The sequence below is a fragment of the Metallococcus carri genome (genome assembly GCF_011440275.1).
In the GTDB taxonomy this organism is placed as follows: Bacteria; Actinomycetota; Actinomycetes; order Actinomycetales; family Dermatophilaceae; genus Metallococcus; species Metallococcus carri.
Genome location: NZ_JAAOIV010000008.1, coordinates 154,509 through 172,643 on the forward strand (window position 1 = coordinate 154,509; position 18,135 = coordinate 172,643).

The following is an 18,135-nucleotide window of genomic DNA, read 5'->3' on the forward strand; positions in this document are numbered from 1 at the left end:
CAACGGTAACCCGCGAGCCCGGCGGCCGCCCGTGGCTGTCCGCTTCCCGGCGATAGAGCACGATGGGGCCATGGACGCCTCCGACGGACCCACCGCCAAGCCGGTGCTCAGCGCGCTCGGCCAGTGTGCAGTCGACACCGAACGTCATGTCGCCCGGGCAGGTTGGGACCAGGCACCGCGGCTGTTCGCGATCGCCCGCAATGGCGACCTCGCTGCCCGCGAGCCGGCGCTGCAGGAGCAGCTGGCCGGCCTCGATCCGCAGGCCTACAGCACGGTCGAGCAGGAGGGTTTCCCCTCGACGTCCTCGATCGAGTCGCTCCTGGGGCGGCTGGCCTGGCCGCCGGAGGTCGACGGAGTAGCACTGGCCATCGAACGGATCGTGGTGCCCCCGGCAGCCGAGCGTGATCTGCCCGAAGATCCGGAGCAGGCCGCGGAAACCCTTGCGGCACATGAGGATCGCCAGGATGTGCGGCTCTTCGTCGCGGTGCTGCGCGATGGCGAACGCATCTGCCTCCTGCGGCAACGCGCGCATGACGAGGACGACAAGGTCGCCCTCGGCACTGACATTGCCCCGGGTCTGGTCGCGGCACTCGAGGCGACCCTGGCCGACTGACCGCGTCGCGCGGCGCCCCGGCATACCTCGATTGTCGACTTACTCGGCGATCGAGCTATGTCGGGTATTCTGGCTCGTTATGAGCACTGACCCACGCCCCGCCCGCCGCCGGGTGGAACTCCCGGAATTCGACGCCCAGATCGCCCGACGGTTCGGCATGGCCGACGATGTCGCCTCGGTCATCCTCGAGCTCGGCCGCCTCGTGCTCGCCAACGAGCGACTGCGAAGCGGCCTGTATGCCGAACTCGGCCTGAGTTCGCACGAACTGAGCGCCCTGACGTATGTCGGGCTGCAGGAGCGCGCGACCCCCAAGGGTCTGGCCGCCAGCCTGTCGATCACCACCGGTTCGACCACCGCACTCATCGACCGCATGGTCAAGGCGGACCTACTCACCCGCGAACCGCACCCGAGCGACCGGCGCAGCGTCGTGCTGACGCTCGCGCCGCAAGGACGGCGCGCGATGAAGGTCGTCGTGCAGCGGTATGTCGGGGTGGCGCAGACGGCGCTCACCGAGCTCGACGGCACGCTCCTGCCCGGGATCACGGCGATGCAGATCCTCTCGCGAGCGCTCAGCAGCGCCGAGGAGTAGCCAGCCGAGTTAGCTCGCTTAGCGAGTAGTTTGGTAAACGAGTTACTTGCTGATAGAGTTTTCTTCGTCGCCGACTCCACCGGGGAGCTCGGGGCACACCGACGAAGGAGACCGCAGCATGACCACCACGACCCGCACCCCTGGCCAGCGCAGCAAGAAGATCGCCGCCTGGTCGATCGTCCCGATCTCGCTGCTCGCGAGCGGCCTGATCGTGTCCCAGGCATCGCGCGCCGCGTTCAGCGCCACGACCGACAACCCCGGCAACAACTGGGCCGCCGGCACCGTCGCGCTGGAGGACAACGACTCCGGCAAGGCCCTCTTCGACGTCCGCGACCTGGCGCCCGGCCAGCAGGGCGAGAAGTGCATCACGGTGACCTCGCGCGGCAGCCTGGCCTCCGCGGTCAAGCTCTACGCCACCGACGCCAAGGCCACCAAGGACCTCGACAAGCACCTGAACCTCAAGGTCACCGAGGTCGCCTCGTGCGACGCGCCCACCGGTGCGGTGATCTTCGACGGTTCGATGGACCGCCTCGGCGCGAGCGCCACCGGCTACACCACCGGCATCGGCAGCTGGAAGCCGGCCGGCACCCCGGGTGAGGCCCGCGGCTACCACGTCCAGTACACCTTCGCCGCCGACGCCCCGAACTCCACCCAGGGCGGCACCGCCTCGCTGGGCTTGGTGTGGGAGGCGCAGAACCAGTGAGACTCGAGGCGACCTGGCCCGGCCTGATCCTGATGACCGCGGCCCGGACCATCCTGGCGACGCTGGCCGGCCTGGCCGTGTGGGCAGCCGTGCCCGCGGCCTTCGGCTGGCAGTCGACCACCGTGATCTCCGGCTCGATGACTCCGGCCATCGCCGTGGGCGACGTCGTCGCCGCCAAGCCGGTGCGCGGTGCCGAGGTCCAACCCGGCCAGGTCGCACTCGTGGACGACCCCGACCACCAGGGAGCGCTCCGGCTGCACCGGATGGTGCGCTTCACCCCCGGCGGCGCGCTGATCCTGCGCGGCGACGCCAACCGGGCCGACGATTCCAGCCCGGTGCACCCGAGCGCCGTCCACGGCGTCGGTGCCCTGCGGGTGCCGTGGGCGGGGCTGCCCGGTCTGTGGCTGGGCCGGCGCGACCTCGCCCCGCTCGGTCTCGCGAGCCTCGGCATCGGCCTGCTCGTCGTCGTCGCACGCGGCCGTATGCCGGGGTCGGGCGACCGGACCGGTGTCGTGCTCTGCGCCGGTCTGGCGATCGTGGCCCTGACCGCGACGACCATCGCGAGCCGGAGCACGGCGAGCGCCGGCTTCGCGGCGCAGACGCTGGCCCGGGCCGAGTTCGCCGTGGCCGAACTCGGCTACCGCGACCTGGTCCTCGCCGACCGCCCGATCGCGTTCTACGAAGGAGAGAGCAGCGATCCGGCACGGGACTCGGTCGGTGCCCAGCCGTCGACGGCATACGGCGTGCGCACGACGGCTGGCGGCCACCAGGGCGCGAGCAGCGGATCACTCGACTTCGGCGGGCCGGCCGCCACACTCACGCTGCGCGCACCGCAGACTCCCGCCGGGCCGACGGCGTTCTCCACCGAGGCGTGGTTCCGCACCACGGCGTCCGGTCGCGGCGGCCGGATCATCGGCTACGGCAGCACGGCCGACAACGGTGCGTCCTTCTTCTACGACCGGGTCGTCTACCTCACCGCTGAGGGCAAGCTGCTGTTCGGCATCGGCGCCTGGGGCACCTCGGTGCTCACCGCGCCCGGCCGCTACGACGACGGCGCCTGGCATCACGTGGTCGCCGCCCGCGATGCCGGCGGCATGCGCCTGATCGTCGACGGGCAGACCGTCGAGGGCGCACCCGGCGCCACCCAGGACTATGCCGGCTACTGGCGCGCCGGTTACGACAACCTGTCCGGCTGGACCCAGGCACCCGCCGGGAACAGCTTTCCCGGCGTGATCGACGACATCGCGATCTACGACCGGGCGTTGTCCGCCGAGGCCGCCCGCGCTCACTACGCCGCCGGACAGCCCTGACCTCAAGAGCAGCTGGGGAACCCGGTGGTTTGCCCGCCGGCGATCTTCTTCAGCTGCGCGATGGCCTGCTGCACCGTGGTCACGCTGATCACGGTGAGACCGCTCGGCACGTAGCCGCGAGCATCACCGCAGTCGCTCTGCGGAGCGAGGAAGAATTTCGCACCCGCGTCCTTGGCGCCGACCATCTTCTGCCGGATGCCGCCGATCGGGCCGACCGATCCGTCCTCGGAGATCGTGCCGGTGCCGGCGACGCGCTTGCCGCCGGTCAGCGCACCCGGGGTGAGCTTGTCGTAGATCGCCAGGGTGAACATCATCCCGGCCGAGGGGCCGCCGACGTCGCCGACGTTGACCTTGATCGTCACCGGCAGCCGGTAGTCCGGGGCGATGCCGATGCCGAAGACCGCCCGGCCGTTGTTGTTGCCGGTCGGCACCTGGAGCGGCTGCTCCTTGCCGCCGCGCCGCACCACGACCGGGACCGTCGTGCCGGGCTTGACCTGACGCATGATCGTCGCGACCGAGGCCAGGTCGGTGACCGGCACGTTGTTGACGCGCACCAGCACGTCGTTGACCTTCAGCACGCCCTGCGAGGCTGCGCCCTTCTGGATCGCGGCCACCGAGATGGTCTCCGGCACCGTGAACCCGGCCGCGCGCAGCGCCACCACTTCGGCGGTCTCCTGCGAGTCGGTCATCTCGGCGGTGTTTTGCTCCTGCACCTGCTTGCCGGTGATGTCCTTGGGGAACCACACCTCCTGCGGGTCCACCTGGGCATTGCGGGACAGGTACTTCGCCTGGAGGTACTCGATCACCGACACCGGATAGTTCGGCCCGCCGGCCATCGAGACGGTGGTGAAATCCAGCGAGCCCGAGGTCGGGTAGGTCGGGGCACCGGTGACCGCGATGACCTCCTTGCCGTCGCTCTTGCCGAGCGTGTTCACCGCCGGACCAGGGCGCAGGATCACATAGGGCACGTGGATCAGGTTGAGCGCCGCCACCACCGCGACGATCAGCACGGCGGTCACCAGCCAGGTGATATTGCGCCGGCTCAGCCGGCTGGGAGCCGGCTGGTTCTCGGCCGGCGCGGGCTCGGCATACTCCTGCGTCATGTCAACCCCACCCACTCGTCCGAGCCGTCGGCGAAGATCTGGTGCTTCCAGATCGGGACCTGTTGCTTGAGGGTGTCGATGAACTTCTCGCAGGCCGCGAGCGCCGGTCCGCGGTGCGCGGCCCCAACGCCCACGACGACGGCGATATCGCCCACGCGCAGGTGGCCGATCCGGTGCACGGCGGCGACCGCGATCAACTCCTCGCTGAGCACGCCCGCCGCGACCTGCCGCAGTTGGTCGACCGCGGTCGGATGGGCGGTGTAGTCCAGGGCCTGCACCGACTCCCCGTGGTCGTGATCGCGCACGCGCCCGACGAAGAGCGCGACGCCACCGGCCTTCGCGTCGCTGACGGCCGCGAGCACCTCGTCGACCGACAACGGCGCATCACGCAGGTCGGCCAACCGGATCCGTGGGTCCTCGCTCATGCCCCGCCTTTCTGTCGCGGACAGGGTATGCCGTGCGTGTGGGCGCCCGGTCAGCCGTACCTCGCGGAACCAGCGGGGTCCCCTTCGTGGTTGTCTTGGAAGCAGACAGCATCCCGAGTGAGAACCGGAGCTCACGTCATGACTGACCAACCGCACCGTCCCGACGACGAGTTCGGCGACGAACCGTTCGATCTCGGCGAGATCCTGCGCTCGCTCACCGGTGGTGAGGCGAACCCCGAGCTGATGGCGCAGCTGCAGCAGATGGGGTTGGGGTCGATGGACCCGGCGATGATGCAGCAGCTGCAGGCGCAGATCCAGGCGATGATGTCGGCGCCGTCGGACGGCAGCCTCAATATGAGCGTCGCCACCGACGTGGCCCGCAAAACCGTGAGCGCGGCCGGCGACCCGAGCATCTCCGAATCCACCAAGCGCGATGTCGAGCAGGTCACCGCGGTCGCCGACCTGTGGCTGGACGCCGTGACCGATTTCGCGTCGACCGGCGCGGGCAAGGCGTGGAGCCGCTCGGAGTGGGTCGAGGCGACGATGCCGACCTGGCGCCGGCTGGTCGACCCGATCGCGACCGCGGTGGGCGGCGCGGTGCAACGGGCGATGCGCGAGCAGATCGAGCGGCTCGGCGCGGCCGAGGCCGGTGGCATGCCCGGCGCGATGATGGGCCAGATGGAGCCGATGATCGCCCGGATGAGCAGCGGGGTCTTCGCCGCCCAGCTCGGCCAGGCGGTCGGCACCCTCGCCGGTGACCTGGTGAGCGGTGCCGAGGTTGGCCTGCCGCTGGTCGAGGGCGACCCGGTCGTGATGCTGCCCAGCAATGTCGCCGCCTTCGCCGAAGGACTCGAGGTCGACGCGGGCGAGGTGCACCTCTTCCTCGCCGTGCGCGAGGCCGCCCGGGTGCGGCTGTTCCACGCCGTGCCGTGGCTCGGGCCGGCGCTGCTCGCGGCTGTTCAGTCCTATGCCGGGGACATCCGGATCGACACCGAAGGCATCGAGGAGGCCTTGCAGGGGATCGACGGCCAGGACCCGCAGCAGATGCAGCAGGCCTTGCAGGGCTCGATGTTCAACCCCGAGCCGAGCGAGGCGCAAAAGCGGGCGCTCGCCCACCTGGAGACGCTGCTCGCGCTGGTCGAGGGCTGGGTGGACCAGGTGAGCGCGGCCGCGGTCGCGCCGCACCTGCCGCACGCTGCGGCGCTGGCCGAGGCCGTGCGGCGGCGCCGGGCCACCGGTGGGGCGGCGGAGCGGGTGTTCGCCAGCCTGGTCGGTCTGGAGTTGCGGCCGCGCCGGATGCGCGAGGCAGCCGCGCTGTTCGCCGCGCTTGAGGAGGCCGGTGGCGGCGCCCGCCGCGACGAGGCCTGGAAGCACCCGGACTTCGCGCCCACGGCGGCCGACCTGGACGACCCGGCGGCCTATGTCGCCGGTGAGCGGACGATCGAGGCCGGGTCCGGCACCGACGACATGGACGACGCACTCGCCGCGCTGCTCGCCCAGGGCACCGACGAGCTCAACGCCGAGCGGTCGAGCGAGGACGACGAGAGCAGCGGCAAAGACAAGGGCGAGGACGACGAGCCCGGTCCCACCCCCTCGTGACGCAGGGCTTCGCCCGCCTGCACGCCTCGGCGACCGCGACGCTGCAGGGCTGGTCCGCGCCCGACGAGGAGCAGGAGAGCCTGCGCCAGCGGTTCCTCTCCCACCTGGCCGCCGAGCCGGACAGTATGGCGAAGGCCGGCCCGCCGCATCACTTCACCGCCAGCGTCTTCGTGCTGGACCAGACCCGCGAACACGTGCTGCTCGTGCTGCACCGCAAGGCGGCGATGTGGCTGCAGCCGGGCGGACATTTCGAAGCCGGTGACGCCGATGTCGCCGCGGCCGCAGCCCGAGAAGCCACCGAAGAGACCGGGCTGACCGGCATCCGGCTGCACCCACAATTGGCCGGCCTGCACCACCACCCCTTGGCCGCGGCCTTCGGCCGCTGCCGCTCCCACCTCGACCTACGGTTCGTGACCGTCGTGCCGCAGGACGCTCCGCGGGTGAGCGAGGAATCCCTCGAGGTGGCGTGGTGGCCGATCGAGCGGATGCCCGAGCCCACCGACCCCGATCTGCTGCCGCAGCTCAGGCGGGCGCGCCAGGCGCACTGACCGGCTCGTCGTCGGCGTCCTGCTCCGGGTCGTCGACGGTCGCCGGCAGGCCGCTGCCGAAGTTCACCCCGGCCAGGAAGGCGTCGGCCTCGCTCGCGCGCCGGTAACCACCCAGCAGCGCCCAGAAGGACGGGCCGTGATGCGGCTGCAACAGGTGCGCGAGCTCGTGCAGCAGCACGTAATCCTGCACATACTCCGGCATACCGATCAGGCGGGACGAGAGCCGGATCGTGCCGCGGGCCGGGGTGCACGACCCCCACCGGGTGTTCTGGTTGTCGACCCACCGCACCGACACCGGGCGCGCCAGACCACCCAGATGCTGGCGCGACAGCGCCCGCGCCCGGCGCATCAGCTCGGCCTCGCTGGGGCCCTGGGTGCGGCGCCGCTCGGCGGCGAGCACCCGCCGGACGAGATCGTCGACCACCTGCTGCTCCTGCGCCGCCGACATCCGCGCCGGCACCATGACGATGATCCGGTCACCCTCCCGGCGCGCCGAGGACGTGCGGCGCCGCCGGGTCGAGCGGCGGATCTCGACCTCGGGACGGCGCGTGGCGTTCGTCATACTCGCTCAACTTACGTCGCCACACCGACCGCATCGGGCCAGACGCACCGAGTCTGTGGAGAACGCGGAGCCTGTGGACAACGCCCCGTGCACGGCCGTCGCCGGTGTCACAGTGGGCCATCGCGACCGCCCGGAGGAGACCCATGCGCCTGCCCCTCACGCCACTCACCCCGCGCGTGCACGCCCGGCGCCGGGACCGTGATGCCGTGCAATTCGGCGTCGGGTCCGCGCACAGCCGGTATGTCGACCGCCTCACCGCCGAGGAGATCGACGCCCTGGTCTCGCTCGGTGGGTTGACCGTGGCGCAGTGGTCCGGCGTGTTGCCGACCCTCGACGACGGGACGCGGTGGGCCCATCTCACCCCGCTGCTGATGGGTGCGGTGCTGGCCCAGGAGGTGCCGTGCGTCGCGGGCCGGGTGACCGTCGATGGCCCCGGACCGGTCGCCGAGGCCATCACCTCGGTGCTGACCGCGATGGGTTGCTCGGTGTTGCCGGCCGCTGTCGCTCGGGTGGTGCGCCACCGGCTCGACCTGGTCGTGGTCGTCGGCTCCGAGGCCGTGCCCGCGCGCCGGCTTGATGCATGGCAGCGGATCGGGTCGCGGGTGCTGCCGGTGGCGGTCACGGCCGACCGGGTCGACCTCGGCCCGCTGCTCGGCGCCGCCGAGGGCCCGTGCGCCGAATGCGTCGACCTGGCCCGCTGCGACCTGGACCCCGCGTGGCCCGCGCTCGCCGCCCAGCTGGTGTTGCCGCCCAGCGAGGACGGCGACGTGGCGACCGTGCCCGAGCTCGTCGCCGGCGCGGCCGGCCTGGCCGGGCTGGTGCTGCGCGGGCTGAGCAGCGGCCAGGAGTTGCCGCCCGGCATCTCGTTGTCACTGGCGACACCCGCCACGACGATCGGCCATCATCTGTGGCGGCGCCACCCGCTGTGTGCCTGCGGCCGGCTGGGGCTCACCGGCAGTTGAGCCGGCGCACTTTGCGACACTGAGGACATGACCGACCTGCCACGCAAGGCCGTCGTCCGCACCGCCCGTCTCGCCAGTCTTCCGCTGGGCATGGGCGCCCGGGCTGCCGTGGGGCTGGGCAAGCGGGTCGGCGGCAAGCCGGCCGAGGCGGTCACCCAGGCGATGCAGGAGCAAACCGCCCAGCACCTGTTCAAGGTCCTGGGCGAGCTCAAGGGCGGCGCGATGAAGGTCGGGCAGGGCCTGTCGATCTTCGAGGCGGCGCTGCCGGAGGAGATCGCCGCGCCCTACCGGGAGATGCTCACCCGGTTGCAGGACTCCGCGCCGGCGATGCCCACCAAGACCGTCCACGGCGTCCTGCGCGCCGAGCTCGGCGCCCGGTGGCGCGCCAAGTTCACCTCCTTCGACGACACCCCGGTCGCGGCCGCCTCGATCGGGCAGGTGCACCGCGCGGTCTGGAAGGACGGGCGCGAGGTCGCGGTCAAGGTGCAATATCCCGGCGCCGCCGACGCCCTGATGTCCGACCTCAAGCAACTCAGCCTGGCGCTGCGGGTCACCACCGCGTGGATGCCCGGCCTCGATCTCGGGCCGGTGCTGGATGAGGTCCGCTCCCGGATGACCGAGGAGACCGACTACGTCATCGAGTCGGTCATGCAGGAACAATTCGCCGAGGCGTATGCCGACTCCCCCGAAGTCCTCGTGCCACGGGTCGTCACGGCCACGCCCCAGGTCATCGTCAGCGAATGGGTCGACGGCATACCGCTGTCGAAGATCATCAAGTCCGGCACGCGGGAGCAACGCGACCTGGCCGCGGCTCGCTATCTGGAGTTCTTGCTCGGCGCGCCCGCCGTGGCCGGGCTGCTGCACGCCGACCCGCACCCGGGCAACTTCCGGCTGATGGAGGACGGCCGGCTGGGTGTGCTCGACTTCGGCGCGGTGAACCGGTTGCCCGACGGGCTCCCGCCGAGCCTCGGCCGGATCGCCTGTGCGGTGCTCACCCAGGACGCCGATGACCTGCTCGACGTGCTGCGCGAGGCGGGCTTCGTCCGCCCCCGGGTCAGCGTCGACGGTCGCGGCCTGGTCGACTACCTCAGCGTCTTCACCGCGCCGGTCCGCGCCGAGGAGTTCACCTTCTCCCGCCCGTGGCTGCGCTCGGTCTTCACCGCGCTCAACGACCCCCGCTCCAGCCACTTCGGGGTGAACTTCAAGCTCAACCTGCCCCCCGACTACGTGCTGATCCACCGGGCCTGGCTCGGCGGCATCGCGGTGCTCTGTCAGATCGAGGGCACCGTGCCGGCGCGGGACATCTTCGGTGCGACGGTCCCCGGAGCCGACTGCCTCACCTGATCCCCGCCCGGACATGCGCAGAGCGCCGGGAGGCTGCCGCCTCCCGGCGCTCGATGCCGGTCACGCTGCGACCGGGTGCTTGCGCGGACGTCCCCGCGGCCGCTTGCGCGGGATCACCACGCCGGCCTGGAACAGCTCGCCGCCCCAGACGCCCCAGGGCTCCTCGCGCTCCTTGGCGCCGGCGAGGCAGGCCGCCCGCAGCGGGCAGGTCTGGCACAGCGTCTTGGCGAACTCGACATCCGCCGGCCGGTCGGCGAACCACAGCTCGGGGTCGTTGCTCTGGCAGGGCAGGTCCTCGCCAGCCTCGGCCGCCAGCTGCGTCGCGTCGATGAAATCGGACAGCATCATGGTCGGCGCCTCCTTGTCGTGGCCGTGGTCGACGGCCGGGTCGTTCGTCGGGCATGGGTTCGGGTGGTCCCAGCGGTGCTCGGTCATGGCTTCCTTCGATGGGTGGTCGGGTGGCCCAGCGACGACAAACAAAAAGGCCGCGGACCCTGGTGGGGGTTCCGCGGCCGAGGAGGACCGGCGATCGCTGTCGCAATCAGATCGGTGGCCTCCCGGATGCGGAACGCACGACACCGGTGGCGAAGATCGAGAAGTAGGGCTTGCGCACGGCGACGCCACCCTGACGCGGGCGGGACGCCGGGACGAGTGAGCCGGCTGCGAAGACACTGCTCCCCTGGGCCGGAGCCTCGGTGGCGCAGAGGGTCGGCAGCTGGATCTGGGCAGCAGCGCAGGCAGCAGCAATCTCGCCGCGCATGTCCGTCATCACGATGGTCTCCATCTGTCCAACCCTCCTTCGTCTCTTCTCGTCTGCCCCGGCGTGCGAGCCTGTCGCACCCGGGCTGGATGTCAGTCAGGCTACGGCCCGGCTCAGGTCGTGAGCAACCGAATTATTCGAGAACTTTTCGGGCTAGTCCGATTTCGTTGTGGCACAAGCGAGTTCGGCCATATCTTCCGGCGCGTCACCGCGCAGCACCCCGAGCACCGCCGGGCCGTATGCCGCGAGTTTGCGTGCGCCCACCCCCGAGACCTTCGCCAGCTCGGTCTCGGAGCCGGGTGCCCGCTCGGCGATGGCGATGAGCGTGGCGTCGGTGAAGACGACGAACGCGGGGACGCTCTGGGCCGTGGCCACCGCCTTGCGCCAGCTGCGCAACGCCTCGAAGGTCTGCTCGTCGTAGGTGGGCGGGCAGTCGGCGCACCGGCCGATCTTGCGCTCGGCCGCCTGGTGCAGATCCTTGCCACAGCCGCGACAGCGCACCGGTCCCGACACCTTGCGGGTGCGGCTGCGGGTGGGGGGCGCCTCGGCCGGGATGCCGCCACCGTCGAGCAGTCGGGCCGCCGGCCGCAGGAAGCGGGACACCGACCGGGTCGCCCGGCCGCCCGGGTTGCGGGCAGCAGCCCAGGTGAGGGTGAGGTGGACGCGGGCGCGCGTCAGACCGACATACAGCAGCCGGCGCTCCTCCTCGATCGCCGCGGCGCCCTCGGCGTGGCTGAGCGGCAGCAGCCCGTCGGAGCAGCCGGCGAGGAAGACCGCATCCCACTCCAGCCCCTTCGCTGCATGCAGCGACGCCAGGGTGACGCCTTCGACCGCGGGGGCATGCTGCTCCGAGGCGCGGCGGTCGAGCTCGGCGACGAGCTGGCCGATGCGCACCTGCGGGTCGGCAGCGAGGTCGTCGGCGACCGAGGCGAGTGCTTCGAGGGACTGCCAGCGCTCGAGCAGGGCACCGCCCGCGGGCCGCTGCGGTGACCACCCGGCCGCAGTGATGACATCGCGCACCAGCTTGCCGAGCGGCACCGTGCCGTCATCCGAACGAGCGGCCGACCGCAGCAGCACGATCGCGTTGCGGACCTCCGCGCGCTGGAAGAACCGCTCCCCACCCCGGACCAGATAGCTGATGCCGGCCTCGGCGAGCGCCTGCTCGAAGGCTTCGGACTGAGCGTTGACTCGATAGAGTATGGCGATCTGGCTGGCCGGAATCCCTTGTGCCAGAAGAGATTTCACCGAGGCTGCGATGGCCGATGCCTCAGCGGCGTCGTCCGGGTGCTGCTGCACGCTCACCGCCGGACCGTCCCCGCGCTGGGCCTGCAGCCGCGGACCGTCGGCGCGCACACCGAGCACGGCATTGGCCACCGCGACGACCTGCGGTGTCGAGCGGTAGTTGCGCACCAGGTGGACCGTCTGCGCGCCGGGATGCCGCGCGGTGAAATTCAGCAGGTGCCGCGGGGAGGCCCCGGTGAAGGAGTAGATCGTCTGGGCCGGGTCGCCGACGACGCACACGTCGCTGCGCTCGCCCACCCAGACATCGAGCAGGGTCTGCTGGGCGGCGTTGACGTCTTGGTATTCGTCGACGACGAAGTGGCGGTATTGGCCTCGCACGGTCCGCGCGATGTCCTCGCGCTCGGTGAGGATGCCGGCGGTGAGCAGCAGCACGTCCTCGAAGTCGATCACTCCGCGCGCCGTCTTGACCTCCTCGTAGGCCTCCCACATGCGCGCCATCGCGGTGTGGTCGAGGTCGGCCACCGAGCGCCCCTGCCGGGCGGCTTCGGTGCGATAGGTGTCCGGAGTCAGCATCGAGACCTTGGCCCACTCGATCTCCGAGGCGACATCGCGCAGCGCGGTGCGGTCGAGGTCGAGCCGCAGTCGGCCGCCGGCCTCTGCGACCGCAGGAGCCTTGTGCGACAACACTTCTGGCGCCGCACCACCGATCGCCTGCGGCCAGAAATAGTGCAGCTGGCGCAGCGCTGCGGCGTGGAAGGTGCGTGCCTGGACGGTCGGCAGACCCAGCCCCCGCAGACGCGTGCGCATCTCCCCTGCGGCGCGCGCGGTGAAGGTCACCGCGAGCACGCGGCCCGCGGCATACGCCCCGGAGTGCACGCCATAGGCGATCCGGTGGGTGATCGCCCGGGTCTTGCCCGTCCCGGCTCCGGCGAGCACACACATCGGGCCGAGCGGCTGCGAGGCGACCTCGCGCTGCTGCGGATCCAGCCCCTGCAGCACCTCGTCCGGCGTCACGCGAGATCACCCGGCTGGTCCGGCAGGGGCGCGCCATACCAGCGCTCGATGAGGTGTCGCGCGATCGACAGCGTCGGCGGGACGGTCAGCTCGCCGCCGGTGAGCGCGGCCAGCAACTCGGCCCGAGTGAACCAGCGCGCGCGAGAGATCTCCGATGGGTCGAGGGTCAGCTCGGGCGCTTCGGCCCGGGCCTCGAAGCCGACCATCAGCGAGGCGGGCATCGGCCAGGGCTGGTTGTCGACATAGGTCACCCGACCGACCGGCACACCGACCTCCTCCATGACCTCGCGACGCACGGCAGCCTCCAGCGGCTCGCCGGGCTCCACGAAACCAGCCAGCACCGACATCATCGAGCTCACGTGGCGGGTGCCGGCGGCGAGCAGCAGCCGGTCCTGGTCGTCGATGACCGACATGATCACCGCGCTGTCGGTGCGGGGATAGAAGTCGATCCCCTCGACCGTGCACCGCCAGACCCAGCCGGCGTCGACCGACTCCGTGGGTGCACCACAGCGAGAGCAAAAGCCTTGCGTCGCAGTCCAATTCGCCATGCCGACGGCGAGCACGGCCACCCCGGTGTCCGCGGCGTCCAGCCGGGCCGCGATCGCCCGCAGGCTGCGGTGCGTGGCGCTGTCCGGCTGCGGCGGCGCGAAGATCGCGACGACCGCTGCCCCGTCGACGCGACCGAGATAGCAGGCCCGCGCGCCCTCGGCGGAGTCCTGCGGCGACGGAGACCGGAAGGCGAGCCGCAGCCGCCCATCCACCTCGGTCACCGGCAGCCGCTCACCTTGCATGGCAAGCACCCGGGTGCCGGGCTCGGCGACGAGGGCGGTCACCAGGTCGGCGTCGTGGCGTCGCAGGCCGTCCCGGTCGAGGGTGCTGCGATTGAGCATGAGGTCTCGGTGAGTTTCCGGGGAATCGGCCACGGCTCCCAGGCTAGGCGAGGGCCAGCACCTACCGTGAACCCCGTGCTTCGACCTCCCGCCGTCCTGGCCGCCCTCGCCGACGCCGCCGTCCCCGGCCTGCGCCCGCGCAGCTTCGCCGCGATGCCCACCCGCCCGGGTGACCGCTTCCAGAGCGTGCGGGTGATCGACGCCGACGACCGCGACTGGACCGTGCGGATGTCGCTGTCCCCCGCCGACGGCGCCGGCCTGGAGCAGGCCGACCGGTTCGCCAGCCTGCTCGCCAAGCGGGTGCCCTTCGCCGTCCCCCGGGTCGAGGGTCGCCTGGTGCTGCCCGACCGCACGGCCGTCATCGTGCAGCGCAGCCTGCCCGGCTCGCCGTCGGTATGGCGGGAGCTCGCCGCGGGCGACGACCTCGCCCGCTCGCTCGGTCGGGCGCTGGCGGTGCTGCACGAGGTGGACCCGCGGGTGGCCGACGAGGCGGGCGTGCCGGCATACGACGCCGACGGCTATCGCGCCCGGCGGCTGGCGACCCTCGACCGGGCGGCGACCACCGGTCTGGTCCCGAGCGGCCTGCTCGCGCGGTGGGAACGCGCCCTGGAGGAGGTCAGCCTCTGGAAGTTCGCGACCTGCGTGACCCACGGCCCGCTCGAGGGCCACGACGTGCTCAGCGACGGCGGTGAGGTGCGCGCGATCACCGGCTGGGAGCGCGCGGCGGTCGGTGACCCTGCCGACGACTTCGCGGCGCTGCACTCGCTGGCTCCCCAGGACGCCTTCGACACGGTGCTGGAGACCTATGCGGGCGCCCGCTCCGAGGCTCCGGACGGCCACCTGGTGCGCCGCATCCGGCTGTCCGCCGAGCTGCAGCGGGTGACCGCTCTGCTCGAGGCCGTGCAGGCCGATGACGAGCCGATGGTCGAACGCCGGGCCGCGGCACTGCGCCGGCTCGACGAGCAGACCGAGCACGACGAGAGCCTGCTGCCCGCCACCCCACGGCCGCGGCCGGTGCTGGTCGAGCCCCTTGAGGAGGAGCCCTTCGAGCCGGGTGACATCGAGGCGGTCGAGGTGCGCGAGGCCGACGAGGACGAGGAGACCGTCGAGATCCCGACGAACGACCAGGACGACACGGTGCCGATCGTCGACGAGGACGGCGAGTCAGCCGGTGAGCGCCGCGAGTAGCTGCTCCAGCTCCTGCTCCTCGGGCAGCTCGGGACGCACCGTCTCACCGGTCTGGGCGTAGAAGAACGCCGCGTCGACCCGGTCCGGCGCCAGCCCGTGCAGCCGGGCGAAGGCCACCCGGTAGGCCGCGAGCTGCAGGTCGCGCGCTCGCGCAGCGGCACCGCTCGGGGGTTTGCCGGTCTTCCAGTCCACGATGGTGAACCCGCCGTCCGGGCGCGGGAACACCGCGTCGATGCGGCCGCGCACGGCCAGCCCACCGATCCAGGTCTCCAGGGCGAGCTCGATCTCGGACGGCGTGCGCCCGGCCCATTCGGAAGCGAGGAAGGCTGCCTTCATCGTCTCCAGGTCGGCCTGCGGATCCGCGTCGTCGTCACCGGAGCCGGGCAGTTCACCGATGTCGACGAGCGCCGCGCTCGCGTAGTACTGCTCCACCCACGCGTGGAACTGCGTGCCCTGCCGGGCCGCGAGCGCCGGCGGCGACGGCATCGGGCGGCGCAGCTCGCGGGCGAACCGCTCCGGGTCGCGCGCCAGTGCGACCACCCCGCTGGCCGACAGGTGCTGCGGCAGCAGGACCGCCGCGACCCGCGTGCGGCGCCGCTCCGCCCGCTCGCGCAGCAGCTGATGCAGCTCGGCCACCCGCGCCCCGAACGCGCCCGCCTCGGTCTGCACCGGCACCGTGTCGTCCGCGACGCTCGCGCGCACCCGGTCGTATGCCGCCGCCAGCTGGCTTCTCCGGTCGGCGAGCGGGTCGTGCGGCCAGCTGGTGGTCACCGGTTCGGCTTCGCGCGGGTTGACCGCCTTGCCGTCGACACCCGGCTCGGGCATCTCCTCCCAGGCCAACTCCGTCCCGGCTCCGGCCTCGCGCAACTCCAGCAGGAAGCGCGCCGGCAGCCGAGGCGTCGCGCCGGTCAGCCAGGCCGAGGAGGTGAGCAGCAGATCCGAGCGGGCGCGGGTCAGCGCGACATACGCCAGCCGGCGCTCCTCGCGCATCAGGTGCTCGCCCACCTCGGCCCGGAACTGCTCGTAGAGCTCCTGGCCGTGCACCACATCGGTGGCCTCGGCCCAGCGAAACTCCGGCAGCCCGGCCCGGTCGCCGCGCAACTCATAGGGCACGCCTTCGACCCCGATCAGCCAGCCCTTGCCGAGCACCCGCCAGTCGCGGTGGTCGGCGGCCTTGGTGAGCGTCCAGGCAGCCAGCTCGTCGTCCCACGCGGCGTTGGTGGCGTGGTCGGGGAAGGTGCCCTCCACCAGGCCGGGCACCGCGACGTGGTCCCACTCCAGGCCCTTGGCCGCGTGCACGGTGAGGATCTGCACCGCGTCGTGGGAGGCCTCGAGCTCGGGCGCGTCCAGGCCGCGCTCCTCCTCCTCGGCGGCGTCCAGCCATTCCAGGAAGCCACCGAGGGTCGGCCGGTCCGCGCTCGCACTGAAATGCGAGGCGACATCGGCGAAGGCGTCGAGGTGCACGCGGGCGGTCTCCGGGGTGTGTTCGGGCCGGGCGAGCACCTCGATGTCCAGGCCCAGCGCACGCTCAGCTTCACCGGCGAGTTCGGCGAGCGGCAGCCCCGGCATACTGCGCAGTCGTTGCACGATGGCGGCGAGCGCCGCGAGCCGGCGGGCGCCCAGGTCGCTCAGCCGCTCGCCGCGTGGCCCGGTCCACCCGGCGGGTGGCAACTGGTCGAGCGCTTCGGCGATCGCGGCGCGCTCCTTGGAGTCGGGGGCGATATCGCGCTGCTCGCGCGGGATGCGCCGATGCGCCTCGTCGAGCAGGTGCCGCGACCAGGCGGCGAGCGCGTCGAGGTCGGCGGCGCCGAGCCGCACCATCGGGCCGGTAAGCAACCGCATCAGCCGGTCGCCGCGGGTCGGATCCTGGACGACCCACAGCAGGCTCACCAGGTCGCTCACCTCCGGAGTGAGCAGCAGGCCACCGATGCCGACCACCTCGACCGGCAGGCCGGCCCGGCGCAGCGCCTCGGCCATCGGCGCGAAGAGGCTGCGCTTGCGGCACAGCACGGCGGCGGTGGGCAGCACGCCGTCGGCGTCCGGGCGGCGGCGCTGCCGCAACCAGTCCGCGATGAGCGCCGCCTCGTCGTCCACCGTGGTCAGCCGGGCCAGCTCGACCCGACCGGCCGGGGCGTCCGGGCGCGGGCGCAGCACGGCCACCTCGACCGCACTGTCTCGCCGCAACGGCTCGGAGACGGTGTTGGCGGCGTCGAGCACGCTGGAGGCATTGCGCCAGGAGGTGGACAGCTGCAGCACCGGCGTCTCGCGGTCCCCCTCGCGGAAGTTGCCCGGGAAGGCGGCGAGGGTGGTCGCCGACGCGCCACGCCAGCCGTAGATCGATTGGTTCGGGTCGCCGACCGCGGTCACCGGCACGGCCTCGCCGTCGGCGACGAAGAGTGACCGCAGCAGCACCATCTGCGCCTCGCTGGTGTCCTGGAATTCATCCAGCAGCACCGCCCGGAAGCGCCGCCGCTCCATCGCACCGACGACGGGGAAGCGCTGGGCGACCCGCGCCGCCACCGCCATCTGGTCGGCGAAGTCCAGTGCCGACCGCTCGCGCTTCAGGGCCTGGTAGCGCTGCACGATCGGCAGGATCTGCCGGCGCGCGCTGAGCACCGCCACCGCCTCCTTGGCGCCCGCCTTGAGCGCCTTGGAGCGGCCGCTCGGCGGCTGGCTCTGCAGCTCGGCGATCACCGAGGTGAGATAGCGGTCGACCTCGTCCGAGGCGAGCAGGTGCTCGGCCATCTCCCCGGCGAGGCCGACCACCGCGGCCGTCACGGTGCGATCGGATTTGTCCACCTCCCCCATCGGCCCGTCGTAGCGATGCACCACCTCCGAGGCGTACTGCCAGGCAGCGGCCTCGGTGAGCAGCCGGGCGTCCGGCTCCACCCCGGCGCGCAGCCCGTGTTCGCGGACCAGCCGGCCGGCATACGAGTGATAGGTCTGCACCGTGGGTATGTCGGCCAGCCCCGGCGTGCCGTCGGGGGCCGGCTGGGGGCTCCACAGTCCGCGCTGCTCCAGGCGGCGCAGCCGCGACCCGATCCGCTCGGCGAGCTGACCGGCGGCCTTGCGGGTGAAGGTCAGCCCCAGCACCTCGTCGGGCTGCACGAACCCATTGGCGACCAGCCAGACCACCCGGCCGGCCATCGTCTCGGTCTTGCCCGAGCCCGCACCTGCGACCACGAGCAGCGGGCCGAGGGGCTGCTCGATGACCGCCCGCTGCTCCTCGGTCGGCGGGAACAGGCCCAGCGCCTGCGCGATTTCGGTTGCGCTGTAAGGCATG

At 72.1% G+C, this 18,135-nt stretch carries 17 protein-coding genes; 9 read left to right on the top strand and 8 right to left on the bottom strand.

The genetic code is table 11. From position 1 onward, the window contains the following. The first annotated feature begins 70 nt into the window (after positions 1–70). From G9U51_RS11860 to G9U51_RS17885, 4 genes are all read left to right on the top strand, one after another. A complete protein-coding gene (locus G9U51_RS11860) occupies positions 71–613 on the top strand; it encodes a PPA1309 family protein (RefSeq protein WP_166197135.1) in 543 nt (180 codons plus the stop codon). A gap of 79 nt (positions 614–692) precedes the next feature. Beyond that, positions 693–1,202, top strand: coding sequence for a MarR family winged helix-turn-helix transcriptional regulator (locus tag G9U51_RS11865; protein ID WP_166197136.1), 510 nt, complete (start codon positions 693–695; stop codon positions 1,200–1,202). Between the two features lie 118 nt (positions 1,203–1,320). Next, a complete protein-coding gene (locus tag G9U51_RS11870) occupies positions 1,321–1,905 on the top strand; it encodes a hypothetical protein (protein WP_166197137.1) in 585 nt (194 codons plus the stop codon). Further along, complete coding sequence (locus tag G9U51_RS17885; RefSeq protein WP_166197138.1) at positions 1,902–3,215, top strand: LamG-like jellyroll fold domain-containing protein; 1,314 nt, start codon at positions 1,902–1,904, stop codon at positions 3,213–3,215. The genes G9U51_RS11870 and G9U51_RS17885 overlap by 4 nt, the downstream gene beginning before the upstream one ends. Before the next feature lie 2 nt (positions 3,216–3,217). On the opposite strand, the gene G9U51_RS11880 is transcribed toward G9U51_RS17885, so the two are convergent. Together G9U51_RS11880 and G9U51_RS11885 are read right to left on the bottom strand one after the other, a co-directional pair. After that, entirely contained in the window at positions 3,218–4,318 is a 1,101-nt protein-coding gene (locus tag G9U51_RS11880; RefSeq protein WP_166197139.1) for a YlbL family protein, read from the bottom strand. Beyond that, complete coding sequence (locus tag G9U51_RS11885; RefSeq protein ID WP_166197140.1) at positions 4,315–4,743, bottom strand: molybdenum cofactor biosynthesis protein MoaE; 429 nt, start codon at positions 4,741–4,743, stop codon at positions 4,315–4,317. Before G9U51_RS11885 ends, G9U51_RS11880 begins: the two co-directional genes overlap by 4 nt. 138 nt (positions 4,744–4,881) lie before the next feature. Here G9U51_RS11885 and G9U51_RS11890 point away from each other — a divergent pair, with 138 nt between their 5' ends. Continuing rightward, positions 4,882–6,342, top strand: coding sequence for a zinc-dependent metalloprotease (locus G9U51_RS11890; RefSeq protein ID WP_166197141.1), 1,461 nt, complete (start codon positions 4,882–4,884; stop codon positions 6,340–6,342). Continuing rightward, the gene (locus G9U51_RS11895; RefSeq protein WP_328823452.1) at positions 6,339–6,890 is read left to right on the top strand and encodes an NUDIX domain-containing protein; all 552 of its coding nucleotides are present in this window, start codon (positions 6,339–6,341) and stop codon (positions 6,888–6,890) included. Before G9U51_RS11890 ends, G9U51_RS11895 begins: the two co-directional genes overlap by 4 nt. Here G9U51_RS11895 and G9U51_RS11900 read toward each other — a convergent pair. Next, positions 6,865–7,452, bottom strand: a complete 588-nt coding sequence (locus G9U51_RS11900; protein WP_166197142.1) for a M48 metallopeptidase family protein — start codon at positions 7,450–7,452, stop codon at positions 6,865–6,867. The two genes, G9U51_RS11895 and G9U51_RS11900, sit on opposite strands and share 26 nt — an antisense overlap. A 143-nt stretch (positions 7,453–7,595) precedes the next feature. Here G9U51_RS11900 and G9U51_RS11905 point away from each other — a divergent pair, with 143 nt between their 5' ends. Continuing rightward, positions 7,596–8,414, top strand: coding sequence for a hypothetical protein (locus G9U51_RS11905; protein ID WP_166197143.1), 819 nt, complete (start codon positions 7,596–7,598; stop codon positions 8,412–8,414). Between the two features lie 27 nt (positions 8,415–8,441). Beyond that, positions 8,442–9,758, top strand: a complete 1,317-nt coding sequence (locus G9U51_RS11910) for an ABC1 kinase family protein (RefSeq protein ID WP_166197144.1) — start codon at positions 8,442–8,444, stop codon at positions 9,756–9,758. 60 nt (positions 9,759–9,818) lie between these two features. Here the strand turns inward: G9U51_RS11910 and G9U51_RS11915 are convergent, their stop codons facing one another. The 4 genes from G9U51_RS11915 to nudC all read right to left on the bottom strand — a co-directional run bounded on the left by G9U51_RS11915 (position 9,819) and on the right by nudC (position 13,664). Further along, entirely contained in the window at positions 9,819–10,106 is a 288-nt protein-coding gene (locus G9U51_RS11915; RefSeq protein ID WP_166197183.1) for a WhiB family transcriptional regulator, read from the bottom strand. A 193-nt stretch (positions 10,107–10,299) separates the two neighbouring features. Next, a complete protein-coding gene (locus G9U51_RS11920; protein ID WP_166197145.1) occupies positions 10,300–10,542 on the bottom strand; it encodes a hypothetical protein in 243 nt (80 codons plus the stop codon). Between the two features lie 129 nt (positions 10,543–10,671). Beyond that, entirely contained in the window at positions 10,672–12,774 is a 2,103-nt protein-coding gene (locus G9U51_RS11925) for an ATP-dependent DNA helicase UvrD2 (protein WP_166197146.1), read from the bottom strand. Then, a complete protein-coding gene (nudC, locus tag G9U51_RS11930; protein ID WP_166197147.1) occupies positions 12,771–13,664 on the bottom strand; it encodes an NAD(+) diphosphatase in 894 nt (297 codons plus the stop codon). Before nudC ends, G9U51_RS11925 begins: the two co-directional genes overlap by 4 nt. 75 nt (positions 13,665–13,739) lie before the next feature. On the opposite strand from nudC, the gene G9U51_RS11935 reads away from it, so the two are divergent. Beyond that, a complete protein-coding gene (locus G9U51_RS11935) occupies positions 13,740–14,852 on the top strand; it encodes a phosphotransferase (RefSeq protein WP_166197148.1) in 1,113 nt (370 codons plus the stop codon). Here the strand turns inward: G9U51_RS11935 and G9U51_RS11940 are convergent. Further along, positions 14,829–18,134 carry an ATP-dependent helicase gene (locus tag G9U51_RS11940; protein WP_166197149.1) on the bottom strand — a complete coding sequence of 1,102 codons (3,306 nt, stop codon included), beginning with the start codon at positions 18,132–18,134 and terminating at the stop codon, positions 14,829–14,831. The genes G9U51_RS11935 and G9U51_RS11940 overlap by 24 nt on opposite strands. Position 18,135: the final 1 nt, after the last annotated feature.